The following is a 16459-nucleotide window of genomic DNA, read 5'->3' as shown; positions in this document are numbered from 1 at the left end:
CACCGGCGGAACCGCCTCTCCCCACCACGCCCGTCAGCCGCTACGGTGGACCGAGCGGACAGTTGTCCACATCGGGGAAACCTAGTGGACGGCCGTGCGCGCAGCAAGGGCCGCCGGCCGCTTCCGGAGGAGGACGGGTGCACGAGGAACCCCGGCCCGGTCCGCGCCGGGAACCTCCCCGGCGCGCCGACGCCCTGCGCAACCGCGCGCGCATCCTCGACGCCGCGCTCACCGAACTCACGGCCGACGCCGGCGCCCCGCTCAGCGTCATCGCCCGCCGGGCCGGCGTCGGACAGGCCACCTTCTACCGCAACTTCCCCAGCCGGGAGTGCCTGGTGCTGGAGGTCTACCGCCACGAGGTCGAGCGGGTCGCCGCCCTCGCCGCCCCGCTCCTGCGCGCCCACGCCCCCGACGTGGCACTCCGCACCTGGCTCGACCGCCTCGCCCGGCACGCCCTGACGAAGGCGGGACTCGCCGAGGCGCTCCGCCGGGCCAGCGCGCCCGGCGGCCTCGCGGGCGTCGGCCGCGCCCCGGTGACCGCCGCCGTGACGCTCCTCCTCGACGCCAACACCCGCGCCGGAACCATCCGCCCCGGCGTCACCCCCGACGACTTCCTCCTCGCCATCGCCGGACTCTGGCAGCTCGATCCCCGCGGCGACTGGCAGGGCCGCGCCGCCCGGCTGCTGGACCTCGTCATGGACGGCCTGCGCACGGGCGCCCCCCGAAGGTGACGGCACGTCAGGCCGGGCCGTGGTGGCTGCCCGGCGTATGGCCGAACGCACGGCGGAAGACATCGATGAACGCGCTGGCGGAGGCCCACCCGCAACGGTGCGCCACCACCGTCACCGGCACCTCATCGGCCAGCAACCGCAGCGCGTGGTAGAGCCGCAACTGCGTACGCCACTGCGGGAACGTCATGCCCAGCTCCCGCCGGAAGAGGCGGCTGAGGGTACGGGCACCGGTGCCGGTCGCGGCACCCAGCGCCGCCAGCGTCCGCGCATCCGCCGGATCGCGGTGCAGCAGCCCGCAGACCGCGACGAGCCGCGGATCGGCCGGCGCCGGAAGCCGGAACGGCTGCTGCGCCGACGCCCGCAACCGGTCGAGCAGCACGGCACGCAGCCGCCGCCGCTCGGGGCTGTCCGCAGCGCTCTCGCGGGTGTACGCGACGATCAGCTCCCGCAGCAGCGGATCGACGGTGAGGACCGTCGGGGCGTCGAGACCGAGCGGGTTGACGTCGGCGGGCAGCCCGAGCAGATGCAGGGCGAGACGGCCGTGGGCCCGGTGGGCGTGGACGCATCCGGCGGGCACCCACAGCGCGCGGTTGCCGGGCGCGAACCACGTCCCCGCGTCGGTGGTGACGGCGACCAGCCCGGAGCCCGCGTAGATGATCTGATGCCCGTCGTGGCGGTGCGCGGCGATCCGCTCGCCCGGCGCGAGGGAGCGGGCCCGGGTGGGCGCCTCGGGGGTGTGGCGGATCTCCGGCATCACTTGGCAATTTACCGGAAGCGCGCCGCCGATCCGCCGCCGACGATGGCGGTATGACGACACGACGGACCTCCCGTTCCCGCTCGGTCCCCCCACCCGCCGGTCCCGGCCCGGCCCCCGGCGTCGCGGGAACAGGCCCCGGACCCCGACCGGACGACGGCCCGGCCACCGCACACCGGCAGCCCGGCGCCCCGGGCGTCACCCGCCCGGACCCCGACGCCCCGGCCCGCCCCCGCACCCCGCGCGCCCTCCGTCCGCTGCCGTTGCTCTCCCTCGGACACGCCTGCGTGGACGTCTACCAGGGGGCCGTCGCCGCCCTCGTACCGTTCTTCGTGGCCGAACGGCACTACGGCTACGCCGCCGCCTCAGGGATCGTGCTGGCCGCCTCGCTGCTCTCCTCCGTCGTGCAGCCGCTGTTCGGCGCGGTCACCGACCGGCGGCCGCTGCCGTGGCTGCTGCCGGTCAGCGTCCTGCTGTCCGGTGCGGGCGTCGCCGCCGCCGGACTGACCGGCACCTACGGCCTCACCCTCGCGGCCGTCGCGGTCGGCGGCCTCGGCGTCGCCGCGTACCACCCCGAGGCCGCCCGGGTGGCGCGCGTGGCGAGCCGCGGGAGCCACACCGCCATGGGCTGGTTCTCACTGGGCGGCAACCTCGGCTTCGCCACCGCCCCGTTGCTCGTTGCCGTCGTCGTCGCCACCGGCGGACTGCGCGCCTCCCCGTTGCTGGCGCTGCCCGCGCTCCTCGGCGCCGTCCTCTGCGCCGCCGCGCTGCGCGCCCTCGCCGCACCGGCGTCCGGACCCGCGCCCGCCCGGACGGCCCCCGCCGCCCGCGACGACTGGGCCTCCTTCGCCCGCCTCTCCGGCGCCGTCGTCTGCCGCTCGGTCGTCTTCGTCGGCCTGGGCGCCTTCCTCTCCCTCTACGCGCGCCAGCGCACCGGGGGCGGGCCCGCCGCGGGCGCGGCCGCCCTCTTCGTCCTCTACCTCGGCGGCGCCGTCGGCACCGTCGCGGGCGGCCGCCTCGCCACCCGCTTCGGCCGCCTCCCGGTGGTCCGGTGGGCCTGCGCGCTGACCGTCCCGGCCGTCGCCGGCGTCGTCCTCGTCCCGGGGCCCGCGCTGTACGTGTGCGTGGCGCTCACCTCGGCCGCGCTGTACGTGCCGTTCTCGCTCCAGGTCACGCTCGGCCAGGACTACCTGCCGGGCCGGGTGGGCACCGCGGGCGGGGTGACGCTCGGGCTCGCCGTCAGCGTCGGCGGCCTCGCCACCCCGCTGATCGGCACCCTCGCCGACGCCACCTCGCTGCGGACCGCGCTGCTGCCGCTGATCGCGCTCCCGGCCCTCGGCGGCCTCCTGCTGCGGGGCTTGAAGGAGCCCGCGGTGGGGGCGGGGTGAGGCCGTGGGGCCGGGGTCAGACCGGGCCGGGCAACTCGCCGGAGGCGGTCGCCGGACGGACGGGGTACGGGGCCGGGCCGCCCTCCGGCCGGGTGGTGATCACCAGGGTGCCCTCCTCGATCTGGTAGTCGAGCGGCAGGCCCAGACTCCGCATCGCCGCCACCATCTGGGTGTTGGACGGCTGCGTGATCGCGTAGACGCTCCCGCAGCCGTCCGCACCGGCCATCGCCACCAGCCGGCGCAGCAGATCCGCGCCGATGCCCCGGCTCTGCCAGACGTCCTCGACCAGCAGCGCCACCTCGGTCTCCTCGCCGTCCCACAGCAGATGCCCGAGCGCCACCAGACGGCCCGACGCGGTCTCCACCGCGAGGGTGCGGCCGTGGTGCGGGCCGAGCAGATGCCGCAGATAGGCGTCGGCGTCACCGACCGGACCGTGGTAGCGGCGGGCCAGCGTCTCCGGTGAGCAGCGCCGGTGCATCGCCACCGCCGCCGCCAGGTCCTTCGGACCGGCCCGGCGGACCGTCAGATCGTTCCCCTCGGGCAGGGTCAGGACGTCCCGGCGCGGCGGCACCCGCTGCCCCAGCCGGCGGTCCAGCTCGACCAGCGCGTGCACCCGCGCGAACTCGGTGGGTGTGAACGGCAACTGCGGCCTTTCGACGATCAGGGAACCCCCCGAGGGGTCCCGGAACTTCATGACATGGTCCTCCAGCACACCCTCGGCGGGCGGCGGCTCGGCGGGCCGCCCGTGCGCCGGCCGGGCCGGCACCGAGCGGATCGTGCACCGGCCCAGCAACTGCCGCAGCGCCAGCGGCAGTTCCGCGGAGTCCAGCGCCGTACGGGTGGCCAGGCCCAGCATCCGGGCCGGCGCGTCCACCAGATCGTGCGCGTCGGCCCGCTCCAGCCAGGTGTGGCGGCCACCCGCACCGGCCACCGAGTACGTCAGCTGCTCCGGGGTCAGCTCTCCCGGCGCGCGCAGCAGGAACTCGTCCGCCGTCCCCGCCGACAGCGGATGGGCCTGGAGGCTGAGGATGTCCACGCCGTGCGCGGCCAGCGCCGTGCAGAGCGCGGCCAGGCTGCCCGGGGTGTCCTCGACGGTGGTACGCATCCGCCACAGCGCCGTCCGCGCCGCGGGCGCCGGAGCCCCCGCGGCGGCGTTCGGTGCCGCGGCGCCGGTATCGGACGGCGGCGGCGCCGGATCGTGCCGGCGTGACCACCGTGTCCGCAGCCCGGTCACGGCGGGCCGAGCGGCGGCGGCGAGCCCGGCGGCGCCGAGCAGCGCCGGCCCCGCCGGGCCGTGGACCAGCGAGCCCGCGGCGCCGGCCACGCCCGCGACGGCCGCGTACGGCGCCGCGAGGGCGAGGGCGTTCCGGCGCCGGTGGTCCCGGCGGGTGGAGAGGGCGGGGGTGGTGTCGGTCATGCCGTCAGCCTCGCCGACCGGTGTTGCCTGGCCGCCAACGTCTTGTGTCCGACGGGTAAAAACCGGTAAGGGGTGCAAGAGGCGCAAGCTCCTGTTTCGCGGCATGACGCGGCTACTGCCCCACTCGCCCGGGTTGCAGCACCTTGCTGAAGAGCACCTCGTCGCCCTCCCGGCCGTCCCCCGGCCCGCTGTCCCGCCGCAGCCGCACCGTCAGCTCACCGCTGCCGCCGTCGATGTCGACCTCGCCGAAGTACTGCGGCGACTCCGCGGGCGAGGTGTTGGCACGGTCCGGCGCCCGGACGAACGCCTGCCGGGGCCCGAACGTGCCGTCCAGCTTCACCGCCGGGAAACCGCCCGCGTGCAGCGGACCCGACACGAACTCCCAGAACGGCTCGAAGTCCTTGAACGCCGCCCGCTCGGGCGCGTAGTGCTGCGCCGAGGTGTAGTGCACATCGGTGGTCAGCCACACCGTGCCGGTGATCCGCCGGTGCTTGATGTGCCGCAGCAGCTCGGCGAGTTGCAGCTCCCGCCCCAGCGGCGCACCCGGATCCCCCTGCGCCACCGCCTCGAAGTTCTCCTTGCCGTCCGGTACGACCAGACCCAGCGGCATGTCCGACGCGATGACCTTCCACACCGCCCGCGAACGCGACAGCTCCCGCTTGAGCCAGCGCAGCTGCTCCGCGCCGAGGATGCCCTGCGGGTCGTCGGTCTGCCGCCCTGGCGAGTTGGCGTTGCGGTAGCGCCGCATGTCCAGCACGAACACGTCCAGCAGCGGACCGTGCCGCACCACGCGGTACACCCGTCCCTCCCGTCCGGGCCGCAGCGTACGGATCGGGAAGTACTCGCCGAACGCCCGCAGCGACCGCGCCGCCAGCACATCGGCGTCCTTGACCGTGTACCGGTCGTCGTCCAGCAGTTGCCCCGGGTACCAGTTGTTGTGCACCTCGTGGTCGTCCCACTGCGTGATCGTCGGCACCTGGGCGTTGAACGCCCGCAGATGGTGGTCCTGGAGGTTGTAGCGGAACGCGCCGCGGAACTCGTCGGTCGTCTCGGCGACCTTCGCCTTCTCCTCGGTCGTCACGTTCCGCCAGATCCGGCCGTCGGGCAGCGTGACCTGTGCCTCGATCGGGTTGTCGGCGTAGATGTTGTCGCCGCTGCACAGGAAGAAGTCCGGGTCGCGGCGGCGCATGTCCTCGTAGATCCGGTAGCCGCCCCGGTCGGGGTTGATGCCCCAGCCCTGTCCGGCCAGATCGCCCGACCACAGGAAACGCACCCCGTCGCGGCGGTGCGCCGGAGCGGTCCGGAACGTACCGGTCAGCGGCTCGCCGGAGCGCCGCGGGTCGTCCGGGTCGGCGAGCCGCACCCGGTAGTGGATCTGCTCACCGGGCGGCAGTCCGTGCACCGCGGTGACGCCGGTGAAGTCCGTCCCGGCGCCGGTCACCGGGCCGGTCCAGGTCCGGGCGTTACGGAACGCCTCGGTCGCCGCCGTCTCGACGATCATCCGGGCCGGGCGGTCGGAGCGCACCCACACCAGCCCCGACGTCGCCGTCACATCGCCGACCTGGGTGCCCCACCGGGCCGCCGGCCGTCCGCTGCGGGCCTGCGCGGGCGCGGCGCAGGACAGGGCGGGCAGCGCCAGCGCGGCGGAGCCCACCGCGGCGCCGCGCAGCAGCGACCGCCGTCCGAACCCGCCGCCGGATCCCGGTGCCATCAGATGTACCTCCGTGAAGTCGCACACGTACCGTGACGTCCCGTTCGTACCGTGCCGCGATGCCCGGTCGGCCAACTCCCGGTGAACTCCGGCCGACCACCGCGCCCCGCGACCGGGCCATCGTGGCAAGCCGCCGTGCCGAAGGCCAGCCGCCCGCCGGGTCCTTGACGGCTCCGCTAGACGGTCAGGGGTGTCCGCGGCAGCCCCTGGCGTCCCGCCCGGCGATTCCCCCACTCCTGGCTCATTGGTCTTGACCAAGGGTGGGGCCGGGCCTATCGTCGGCGATACTGCAACAACCTTTAATAAAGAAGCGCTCATAACCGGTCCGCCCAATGGACAGCGGGAGCGGAGCGCGGCCCTTCGGGGCACGGCCGAGGCGGAGGACAGGGTGGGGACCACGCAGCTCGAAACGGTGCCGGAGCCGAAGTACTGGCACCTCAAGACCGTACTCAGCGAGGCGCTGGACTCGGAGTTCTCCGTCGGCGAGATCCTCCCCAACGAGCGGGAGCTGGCCGCCCGGTTCGGCGTCGCCCGCGCCACGCTGCGTCAGGCGCTGGAACAGTTGGAGCTGGAGGGCCGCCTCCAGCGCCGCCGCGGGGTGGGCACCACCGTCGCCCCGCCGCGCGTCGGCGTCGCCGTCGACCCGGCCCGCCACACCTGGCCCGGCGCCGCCGGGGACGACTGGGAGCCCGTCGACGCCGGCACCACCGACGCCGCCCCGGCGTCCGTCGCCCGCCTCCTGGAGGCCGAGCCGGGCGCCCCCGTGCACATCGTCCGCCGCAACCGCGTCACCGCCGGCCGCCCCGTCGCCGCCGAGCTGCTGTACGTCCCCGCGGCGTCGGTCCCCGGCTGCGCCGAGATCGCCGCGGTCAGCGCCCCGGCCCGTGCCCGCGCGGTGCTGGACGCCCTCGCCGTCCACGAGCTGGAGGGCCAGGACCGCACCGTCGAACTGGGCTCCGCCAGCGCCGAGGACGCCAAGGCCCTCGACCGGCTGCCCGGCGCCCCCGTCCTGGTCGTGACGACCCGCTACGTCTCCGGCGGCCGCCCCGCCGCCGTGGCGGTCTCCACCTACCGCGCCGACACCTGCCGCCTCACCTTCGGCGAGAGCGAAGCGGTCTCCCTGCTCGCCGGCTGACCGACGACGCTCCCTCGGGCCCGGCCGCCGCACGGCGGTCCGGGCCCGAGGCGTGTGCGGGCGGGCGCGCCGGCCCGCCGGGCGCCCCGTCTTTGGACCTGACGGCGAACCGGCCAGGAGACGCGTCCGCGCGGCACGGCGGTGCAGAGAAGCGGCTAGCCGTGCCGGGCGAGGAATGAAACGGCTAGCCGTGCCGGGCGAAGATTTCACGGATGCCGGACAGGGCGGCTTCCTTCTGCTTCTCGTCCTCGTACCAGCCGTCCTCGTCCTGGGCCGCCACGACGGTCTCCGGGGTGAAGTCCTGACCGAAGCGGTAGCCGTCCAGGCAGTACTCGAAGCCGGACTCGCCGAAGAGGTCGGTGTCCTCGCGGCGGCAGTACTCCGCGAGGCCGTCGGCCACGTGCCAGCGGGTGCCGTCGTACCAGAAGACACCGCCCGCGTAGTGGATCGTCCGGCCCGTCGCCGGGTCCGTGAGGTTCAGCGACTCGTAGTTCTCGGGGCGGTCGCGGACCAGGGCGACGAGGGGCTCGGGGACACCCTCGTAGAAGGATTCCTGGAGGGCGAAATCGTCCTCGGCGTACAGATTCAGTGTGGACTCGTGGTCGAACGTCAGCAGCAGCGCGCGGCCGTCCTCGGCGAAGTACCAGACCGCGGACTGACCGCCGCCGTCGTTCCACGCCAGACGCCGTGCGCCGGGCACCGTCACCGGTTCGACCTCGGCGAGTTCGTCCATGACGGCCGCGCGGCGTCGTACTTCCGGGAGAGGGGTCGCCGCCAGGGCGTCCCACATCGTGTTGTCGCTCATGTCTGGAGCGTAACCAGCACCTCTGACAACGCCGCCGATCGCCCGGCCGCCCTCGTCCGGGGGCATCCGGAAGAGCCTCCTGGAAGGGACGCCGCGAGGCACTGTCACGGGAACCGGGCCGGGCCCCGTGGGGCGGAAAGCCGCCGCGGAGTGCGGTTCTTCAGTGGCTCTCGACCGCGAAGAGTTCGCCCTCGACGTGGTCGAGGGCCAGGCGCAGCGCTCCGGTGGCGATCGCCGTTTCACCCAGGGTGGAGAGCGCGACCCGCGGGGGGCGCAGGCAGTAGCGGGCCAGTTCGTCGCGGAGCGGGTCGAGGGCGCCCGCCAGGCCCGCCGTCCAGCCGCCGATGACGACCAGTTCCGGGTCGAGGGCCAGGACCAGCGCCGCCACGTGGTGGACCAGGCGTTGCAGGAAGCGGTCCATCGCCTCCTGCGCACGGGCGTCGCCCTCGTGCGCCAGCGCGAAGACCTCGGCGACCTGGGCCTCGTCGAGCGGGTGCAGCGGCTTCCCCGTGGTCGACAGCAGTTTCTCCGGGGTGGCCTCCCGGCCGAGCAGGTGCAGGGCGCCTATTTCGCCGGCGGCGCCGCCGAAACCGCGGTGCAGCCGTCCGCCGATCAGCGCGCCGGCCCCGGGGCTCAGCCCGGCGAGGACGAAGACGACGTCGTCGCTGCCGGTCGCCGCGCCGCTCCAGTGCTCGGCCACCACCGCCGCGTTGGCGTCGTTCTCGACCAGTACCGGGCAGCGGAACGAGCGGCGCAGCCGTTCGCCGAGCGGTAGCCCCGTCCACCCGGGCAGCGCGGTGCCCAGCCGTACCGTGCCGTCCGCCTCCACGATGCCCGGACTGGCCACGCCGACGGCCCGCAGGGAGCTGCGCGGCACCCCGGCCCGGCGCAGCAGTTCGGCGACGGCGGTACGCACCCGCTCCAACCGCTCGTCGGCACCGGCCCGTTCGTCGACCGTGCGCTGAGCACAGTCCACGACGCGGCCGCCGAGGTCGGACAGGAGGACGGTGACGCGGTGCGGGCCGATCTCGATGCCCAGCAGATGCCCGGCCTCGGCCCGGAAACGGAACCGGCGCGCGGGCCGGCCCTGGCGGCGCGCCTCGCCCTCCTCGGCGGCCGCCTCGGCCACCAGCCCGGTCTCGATGAGCCCTTCCACCACGCCCTCGACCGTCGGCCGGGACAACCCCGTCACCTGGACGAGATCGGTGAGCGTGGGGGAGGAGCCGGCGGCGCGCAGCGCGTGCAGCACGACCGCCGAGTTGATCCGTCGCAGCAGGGAGGGGTCCCCGCCGGTGAGCCGCCCCAACGTCCGTCTCCTCGCCTCGGTGTGTGGCGGATCGTAGCCGGTCAGCGGGATACCGGCGAGCCCCGGAGAGCCGCCGGACGGGCACGGACAAAAGCCGGACGGCCCGCCCCGGGCGGTGGGGCGGGCCGTCGGGTACGGAGCGGCTGCGGCGGCGCCGGGCGCGGTGGGCGGGCCCGGCCCGTGGCTCACTCCGCGGGCGCGTCCTCCCCGTCGAACGCCGCGGCGCGCAGCCGGCCGTACTCCTCTGCCATCGCCGCCACCGTCCACCGGGCGTTGAGGCCGCTGGGGTTGGGCAGCGCCCAGACGCGGGTGGTGCCCAGAGTGCGTTCCTGCGGGCCGATGGCCGCGTGCCGGTCGCCGAAGGCGGTGCGGTACGCGGTGACGCCCGCCACGGCCAGCCAGCGCGGGCGCAGTCGCGCCACCTTCTCGGCCAGCAGCTTCCCGCCCTCGCGGAACTCCTCGGCCGTCAGCTCGTCGGCCCGCGCGGTCGCCCGCGCCACGACGTTGGTGATGCCCAGCCCGAACGAGGGCAGCTCACCCTGCTCGGCGGGGGTCAGCTGCCGCGGGGTGAAACCCGCGGCGTGCAGCACCGGCCAGAAGCGGTTGCCGGGCCGGGCGAAGTGGTGCCCGGTGACCGCCGTCATCAGCGACGGGTTGATCCCGCAGAACAGGACCCGCAGGCCGGGCGCCGTCACATCGGGGACATGACGGCCGCGCCCGGCCTGCAGCTCCTCGGGGGTGAAACCCACGGTCAGAGGATGGCGCCGGGCGTGTACGCCGCGGCCTCGGGGTGCTCCTCGGTGATCTTCCCGATCCGCTCCACCACGGACGCGACCTGGTCGGCGGCGGCACCGGTGAACGACAGCTTGTCGGCCATCAGCGCGTCGAGCTGCGCCCGGTCCAGCGGGATCCGGGAATCGGCGGCCAGCTTGTCGAGGAGTTCGTTGCGCTCCGCGCCCTGCTCGCGCATGGCCAGCGCCGACGCCACCGCGTTCTCCTTGATCGCCTCGTGCGCCTCCTCGCGGCCCACCCCGGCGCGCACCGCGCCCATCAGCACCTTCGTGGTGGCGAGGAACGGCAGGTAACGGTCCAGCTCACGGGCGACGACGGCGGGGAACGCGCCGAACTCGTCGAGCACCGTCAAGAACGTCTCCAGCAGGCCGTCCAGCGCGAAGAACGCGTCGGGCAGCGCCACCCGGCGGACCACGGAGCAGGACACGTCGCCCTCGTTCCACTGGTCGCCCGACAGCTCACCGGTCATCGACGCGTAGCCGCGCAGGATCACCATCAGGCCGTTGACGCGCTCGCAGGAGCGGGTGTTCATCTTGTGCGGCATCGCCGACGAGCCGACCTGGCCGGGCTTGAAGCCCTCGGTCACCAGCTCGTGCCCGGCCATCAGCCGGATCGTCTTGGCGAGCGAGGACGGCGCGGCGGCCAGCTGCACCAGCGCGGTGACGACGTCGTAGTCGAGGGAGCGCGGGTAGACCTGCCCGACGGAGGTGAAGGCGCGGCCGAAGCCCAGGTGGGCGGCGATCCGCTGCTCCAGCTCGGCGAGCTTGGCGCCGTCCCCGCCCAGCAGGTCGAGCATGTCCTGCGCGGTGCCGACCGGGCCCTTGATGCCGCGCAGCGGGTAGCGCGCCAGCAGCTCCTCCAGCCGCCCGTACGCCACCAGCAGCTCGTCCGCCGCGGTCGCGAACCGCTTGCCGAGGGTGGTGGCCTGCGCCGCGACGTTGTGCGAGCGCCCGGCCATGACCAGCTCGGCGTGCTGGGCGGCGAGCGAGCCGAGGCGGGCGAGGACCGCCACCGTACGGTCGCGCATCAGCTCCAGCGACAGCCGGACCTGGAGCTGCTCGACGTTCTCCGTCAGGTCGCGGGAGGTCATCCCCTTGTGGACCTGCTCGTGCCCGGCGAGGGCGTTGAACTCCTCGATACGGGCCTTGACGTCGTGCCGGGTGACCTTCTCGCGCTCGGCGATGGAGGCGAGGTCGACGGTGGTCAGGACCCGCTCGTAGTCCGCGAGGGCCTCCTCGGGCACCTCCACGCCCAGGTCCTTCTGCGCGCGCAGGACGGCGAGCCACAGCTTCCGCTCCAGCTCGACCTTGTACTCGGGGGACCAGAGCACGGCCAGCTCGGTGGAGGCGTAGCGGCCGGCCAGGACATTGGGGATGCGGGGCTTCGCAGTCACAGCAGTCACATGGCCAGAGTCTACTGTCGGTTTCCGCAGGCCAGCGCCCCGGTCCCGGCTGTACGTTCCTACAGGCCCGCGGTGTGCCGACCGCGCGGCCCCTGTGCGGCGGGCCGGGCCGTCCGGCGGGCGGCCGTCGCCGCACGGCGTGCCGTACGTCCGGGCGTCCCGCACCGGGGGCTGAGGGCACGTACGGCAGGGGGGCCGGAGCGGGCCGGGCGTCGGCGAGGCTCCGGGCCGGGCACGCCGGGGCCGGGCTCCGGTCCGAACGTGTCGGTGATCGCCTGATCGCCTGATCGCCTGATCGACGTGCGGTCCGGAGCCCGCCGGGCGGCGGTCGGCCACCTCGCCGGACGGCCGGCCAGGTGGTCGGCCGCCACCCGGCCGCTCACCCGGCCGCCCGGGATCTCAGATCAGGCCGGCGGCGTGGGTGAGAAGTTCCTCGTAGACCTCCGGGCCGCGGTCCTTGTCGATCACCGGGGCGCCCACGCCGAAGTCACCGTTGACCCAGTGGGCCTGGACGCCGGGGTTGGCGCTGTTGGTGCCGTCGTGCAGGAAGAGGTGCGGGCTGCAGTTGACGCGTCCGTCACCGGCCGCCCGGTACTGGTCCATCACGGCGGTGCGGGCCGACCCGGTGTCGAGCGCACCGGCCAGCGCGGTGACGTCCACCGCGCCGGTCTCCGCCGCGACGTCGAGGATGACGTGCCGGAGCGAGATGCAGCGCCCCTGCGCCCAGAAGGCCCGGCGCAGCGCCCGGTCGAGCTGCTCGCTGGCGTGCCAGCCCTGCGCCTTGGCCGCGTGGACGGCCTCCAGCGCCGGGAGGGTGGTGACGGGGTAGGTCCAGTCCGGGCCCTGCCAGAGGCGCCAGCCCGCCTCGGGCTCGATGGCGCCGAGCACCGAGATCTCGGAGTCGACGCCGGGCCGGGCGTTGACCTCGCGGTTGAACAGCTCCAGCGGGAAGGCCCGGAAGTCGAACCACAGCCTCCCCTCCAGACCCAGCCGCTTACGGGTTTCGTGCAGCCGGTGGACGGCCACATGGGCGAAGGAGCAGTTCAGGTCGGTGAAGACCGCGAGGGTGTCCGGGGTGGCCGGCAGCCGGGGGTCCTCGGCAGATACGTCCTTGTCGGTCATGGTGTCTCCTGGACTCGGATCAGGCCCCACCAGCCCTCGCTGACGCCCCAGTGCAGATTGCCGGTGCGGTAGGCGTAGTCGCCGGGGTGGTTGGCGCGGAATCGGACGGTACGGGTGCTGGCGGAGGCCAGGGCGCCGATCGTGGAGACGAAGGCGCCGCGGCCGGTCTCGGAAGCGTCCCAGATCTGGCCGTGCACGGTGAAACCCTGGTTGCGCATCCGCGCGGCGCCGACGGCGAGGTGGATGGCCACCTGATCACCGGGACGGCACCGCAGCAGCGGCGTCGGCGGTTCGGGGTCGGACAGGTGCGGGGCCAGCGGGTGCAGTGCGGCGGTGCGGTAGTTGTACGCCTTCTGACCGGCGTCGTCGGGACTGTCGGAGAAGAGGTCGGTGACCGGCTGGGTGAGGTCACCGCCGTGGTAGAGCCGCAGACCGTCCTGGGTGATGAGGACCAGTTCCCGCACCGTTTCGGCGTCCGGGCGGCGGATCACGGCTTGTTCACCGCTCCACCGCTCCCGCCCGGTGGCCGGGTCGTAGGGGGTGGCGTCCGCCGCCTCGACGACCAGCGCGCCGACCAGACCGCGGTGCAGGTGGGAGACGACATCGGCGTGCGAGCGGAGCAGGGACACACCCGGCTCGTCGGCGTACCAGTGGTAGGTGCGGGAGCCACCGGGTTTGACGGTGCTGTCCTCGTTGTGGCCGACATGGGCGCCGTCGTCGGTGCGCACGTCGTACGACAGGAGGGTGGGGTGCAGGGAGACCCGGCCCGAGACGGTGCGGGCGCCGGGGTCGTCCTCGGCCATCAGCTTGGGGTCGAGGGGGCTGGCCGGCGGCGGTCCGGCCAGTTCGTTGATCAGCGTGACCTCGATCCGTTCGCCGGCGCGGGCGCGCAGCACCAGTGGCCCCTCGCCGTCCTCGCCGTCCACCGTGAAGACCAGGCCGTACGGGTCGGTGCGCCGGTCGTTGTAGTCGAGGGTGCGGGAGCGGGCGCGGACCGTGTAGCGGCGGGTGGGGCCGGGGCCGGGCGGGGCGGGGCGGGGGTACGCGCCGGCCAGCGGCGGCAGGTCCGGTTGGCTGCGGCCGTGCATCCGCAGCAGTCCCCAGCAACCGAGCCACAGTTCGCTGCCGGAGGTGAACGACCAGAGATGGTCGCCGGCGCCGAGGGTGGGGGCCAGGGCGAGCTGGGCGACCTGGGAGATCCCGAGGGTCTGCTGGTTGCGCCAGGCGGTCTCGGGCCGGCGGGGCCATTCGCGCCAGCGGGCGCCGCTGAGGGTGAAGCTGTGCTGGAGGTCGTGCGAGCCCTGCAGGACGTGGAGCCGGAGGTCCTCGCCCGGGTAGGCGCGCAGCAGCGGGGTGCCGGGGTCGCCGTGGACACCGCTGGCGAACCAGTGGGCCGGGTCGCCGTGCCGGTTCCCGAGCGGTTCGCAGCGGTAATTGACGCCCATACCGCCCTGGTCGTCGGTGGCGCCGGGGGACGGCGGCGGGTTGACGGGCTCGCCGTGCGCACGGCCGGTGTGCCGCTCCAGCGGGACGAAGTCGCCCAGGGCCAGCACCATCTCGCGGTAGGCATGGCCGTTGGGCAGCTTGACGACGGCCTGGCTGCCGCGGCGCAGCTCGGTGGTGTGGTCGGCGGGGGAGACCCAGGTGGCCCCCTCCGGCTCGGCCATCAGCGCGCCGAACAGGCCGTGCCGCTGCCGGTAGTTGGCGGCCAGATGGTCGTGGAAGAAGACCGCGCCGAACTCCTCGTCGAGGTACCAGCGGTACGTCCACGAGTTGTACTGCTCGTACGCCTCACGGCCCTGGTCGGCGGTGGTGGTCGCGGAGAGGTAGTTCCAGCCGATGGCGGAGCCGTCGGAGACCAGCGGGTCGTACTTCACCAGGTGGGTGTGGAGGCCGAGTTCGGGCTGGAAGGGCAGTGGCGGATCGAACGCGGACTCCTTCTGCGGGCCGGACGGCAGGGCGTTGGTGAGGGTCATCTCCAGCACCTCGCCCTTGTTGGCCCGGATCACCAATGGCTCCAACCGCCGCTCGCCACTGGCGAGTTGTGCCTTGAAGGCGTCGAGCCCGCCGGCTTCCTCCACCTCCTCGGCGAGGACGTAGAACATCGCGTTGTGGTCGTGCCACGTCTCGGCGTGCGGTTTCCTCGGGTCGCCGTGGTAGAAGAGCGTGCCGTTGGTGACCACGAGGTGGTAGCGGCGCACCGGCGCGTCCGGCGGGCCGATCTTGGTGAACGCCTCGCCGGGCTGCGGATCCGCGCAGTACGCCAGCGTCTCCAGCGTGGTGGGCTCGCGCCCCATGCCCGGCGGCTGGAGCGGGGTCCGCGGCGGCCGCGGGTTCTTCTGCGGGTACGTCGCCGACTGGGCGAGGAAGCCGGGAAAACCGGGTCGTCCCGCCGTGGGCAGCGGCGGCGCGTCGCGGTGCGGCAGCGGGACCAGCGGCTGGATGCGGGTGCCGTCCGGGAAGCGCCCGGTGCCGTTCTGGAGGGTGTCGAAGATCCGGAACATGCCCCACATGCCCATGTGGAAGTGGACGTACATGTGGCAGTGCCACAGGGAGTCGCCGACCGCGTGCTGCCGGGAGCCGAGTCCGCCGAGCAGCTCCAGGGTCATGGCCTCCTGCGGGCTGATGCTGACCGAGTCCACGATGGGGGAGCGCTCGTCGGCGGGATCGAGCCGCCACTGGTGGAGGTGGGTGTGGAAGACGTGGGTGTCCCGCATCCCGCCGTGCACCAGCCGGATGACGGCCGGGTCGCCCGCGTAGCCCCGCAGGACCGGGGTGGCGGGATCGCCGAACATCCACGAGCTGTGGTGCATCTCCTCGCCGTAGGCGGCGTCCCGCTCCGGGTCGAGCACCCCCTCCTTCATCATCTTGTGGTGGCGGTACATCCGCCATTCCATCGGCTCGATACGGAGGTTGACCGGGAGCATCGCGACGTTGGGCGGGGTGAGGTCGGAGAGGCTGTCGGACTCCTCGGGCCGCTCGGCGGGCGCGGGATTCCCGGGCGAGGCGGGCAACTCGGCCGGTGCGGTCGCCGCCGGCGCGCCGCCGTCGGGGAGCACGCGCAGCATCCGCGTCACGTCGGACGCCGGGGCGGAGGCGTCGTCCGTGTCACCCGTGTCACCCGTGTCAGCCATGCCGTCGTGACCGTGCCCGCCGCCGTGCCCCGGCATCCCCGCCATCGGCGGCGGGGAAGCGGGGTTGGCGTTGCTCGGGTACTCCATCATGAAGACCACGAACTCGCGGAAGCTGCGCTCGGGAAGGTGGACGTCGGCGTAGAGCCCGGCCGCCAGCGGACTGCCGGTCTCCGGATCGGTCCAGGTCGCCTCCGGCGCCTCGACGACCAGCGCGCCGACCAGCCCGTGGCTCTGCGTCCCCTCGCCCCGCACGTCGGACATGTCACCGAAGTGGAAGACGCCTTCGTGCTCGCACACCCACTCGTACACCCGGGCCTCGCCGGGCGCCACACTGCTGTCCGGATTGGCGCCGACCGCCGCGCCGTCCATGGTGCGGGCGTCGTAGCGCACGCCCTGCAGGGTGATCCCGACCGGTCGGGACAGCTCGTTGTTGAGCCGCACCCGCAGCCGCTCGCCCCTGCGCACGCGCAGCACCAGCGGCCGGGCGAGCGGATGCGGACGCGGCACCAGCTCGGGCTCCTCCAGATAGCTGGGGAACGGCTCGGGCCAGGTGGCCGCCACCTCACGCAGCTCGTGGGCGTCGTGGACGAGCGTGTAGAGCGCGCCGTCGCGGTCGTGGTCGCCGTACTCGTTGTAGGCGATGGGGACGTGGAGCGCGACCACGTCGTACGTCCTGATGGGGCGCCCGTCGCGGGTCTGCTCCCCTGGTGTGAATGCGGTGCTCATGTGTCTCTCCCCCGTGGTGCCGATGGAACGGTGGTG

At 74.2% G+C, this 16459-nt stretch carries 12 protein-coding genes; 3 read left to right on the top strand and 9 right to left on the bottom strand.

The window, feature by feature from the left end:
* Positions 1-137 precede the first annotated feature (137 nt).
* Positions 138-731, top strand: coding sequence for a TetR/AcrR family transcriptional regulator (locus ACZ4M8_RS25300; protein WP_467610996.1), 594 nt, complete (start codon positions 138-140; stop codon positions 729-731).
* A 7-nt stretch (positions 732-738) separates the two neighbouring features.
* On the opposite strand, the gene ACZ4M8_RS25295 is transcribed toward ACZ4M8_RS25300, so the two are convergent.
* The gene (locus ACZ4M8_RS25295) at positions 739-1485 is read right to left on the bottom strand and encodes an AraC family transcriptional regulator (protein ID WP_467610994.1); all 747 of its coding nucleotides are present in this window, start codon (positions 1483-1485) and stop codon (positions 739-741) included.
* A gap of 257 nt (positions 1486-1742) precedes the next feature.
* On the opposite strand from ACZ4M8_RS25295, the gene ACZ4M8_RS25290 reads away from it, so the two are divergent.
* On the top strand, positions 1743-2873 hold the full coding sequence (locus ACZ4M8_RS25290) for an MFS transporter (RefSeq protein ID WP_467611310.1): 1131 nt from the start codon (positions 1743-1745) through the stop codon (positions 2871-2873).
* 16 nt (positions 2874-2889) lie between these two features.
* On the opposite strand, the gene ACZ4M8_RS25285 is transcribed toward ACZ4M8_RS25290, so the two are convergent.
* Positions 2890-4290: a GNAT family N-acetyltransferase gene (locus tag ACZ4M8_RS25285; RefSeq protein WP_467610992.1), complete on the bottom strand. Its 1401-nt coding sequence runs from the start codon at positions 4288-4290 to the stop codon at positions 2890-2892.
* 112 nt (positions 4291-4402) lie between these two features.
* Positions 4403-6001, bottom strand: coding sequence for an alkaline phosphatase D family protein (locus ACZ4M8_RS25280; protein ID WP_467610990.1), 1599 nt, complete (start codon positions 5999-6001; stop codon positions 4403-4405).
* 388 nt (positions 6002-6389) lie between these two features.
* Between ACZ4M8_RS25280 and ACZ4M8_RS25275 the strand changes: the two genes are divergently transcribed.
* A complete protein-coding gene (locus ACZ4M8_RS25275) occupies positions 6390-7136 on the top strand; it encodes a GntR family transcriptional regulator (RefSeq protein WP_467610988.1) in 747 nt (248 codons plus the stop codon).
* Between the two features lie 184 nt (positions 7137-7320).
* Here the strand turns inward: ACZ4M8_RS25275 and ACZ4M8_RS25270 are convergent, their stop codons facing one another.
* The 6 genes from ACZ4M8_RS25270 to ACZ4M8_RS25245 form a co-directional block, all read right to left on the bottom strand.
* Entirely contained in the window at positions 7321-7941 is a 621-nt protein-coding gene (locus ACZ4M8_RS25270; protein WP_467610986.1) for a hypothetical protein, read from the bottom strand.
* 160 nt (positions 7942-8101) lie between these two features.
* The gene (locus tag ACZ4M8_RS25265; RefSeq protein ID WP_467610984.1) at positions 8102-9247 is read right to left on the bottom strand and encodes an ROK family protein; all 1146 of its coding nucleotides are present in this window, start codon (positions 9245-9247) and stop codon (positions 8102-8104) included.
* A gap of 185 nt (positions 9248-9432) precedes the next feature.
* Positions 9433-9996 (bottom strand): G/U mismatch-specific DNA glycosylase, encoded by a 564-nt coding sequence (gene mug, locus ACZ4M8_RS25260; protein ID WP_467610982.1) that lies wholly within the window; start codon positions 9994-9996, stop codon positions 9433-9435.
* A gap of 2 nt (positions 9997-9998) precedes the next feature.
* Entirely contained in the window at positions 9999-11432 is a 1434-nt protein-coding gene (purB, locus tag ACZ4M8_RS25255; RefSeq protein ID WP_467611308.1) for an adenylosuccinate lyase, read from the bottom strand.
* A 408-nt stretch (positions 11433-11840) separates the two neighbouring features.
* Positions 11841-12563: a DsbA family oxidoreductase gene (locus ACZ4M8_RS25250; RefSeq protein ID WP_467610980.1), complete on the bottom strand. Its 723-nt coding sequence runs from the start codon at positions 12561-12563 to the stop codon at positions 11841-11843.
* Positions 12560-16423, bottom strand: coding sequence for a multicopper oxidase domain-containing protein (locus ACZ4M8_RS25245; protein WP_467610978.1), 3864 nt, complete (start codon positions 16421-16423; stop codon positions 12560-12562). Before ACZ4M8_RS25245 ends, ACZ4M8_RS25250 begins: the two co-directional genes overlap by 4 nt.
* Between the last annotated feature and the right edge of the window lie 36 nt (positions 16424-16459).

This window comes from Streptomyces sp. NPDC027185 (assembly GCF_055567035.1).
This window is presented reverse-complemented; position numbering and strand designations above follow the sequence as displayed.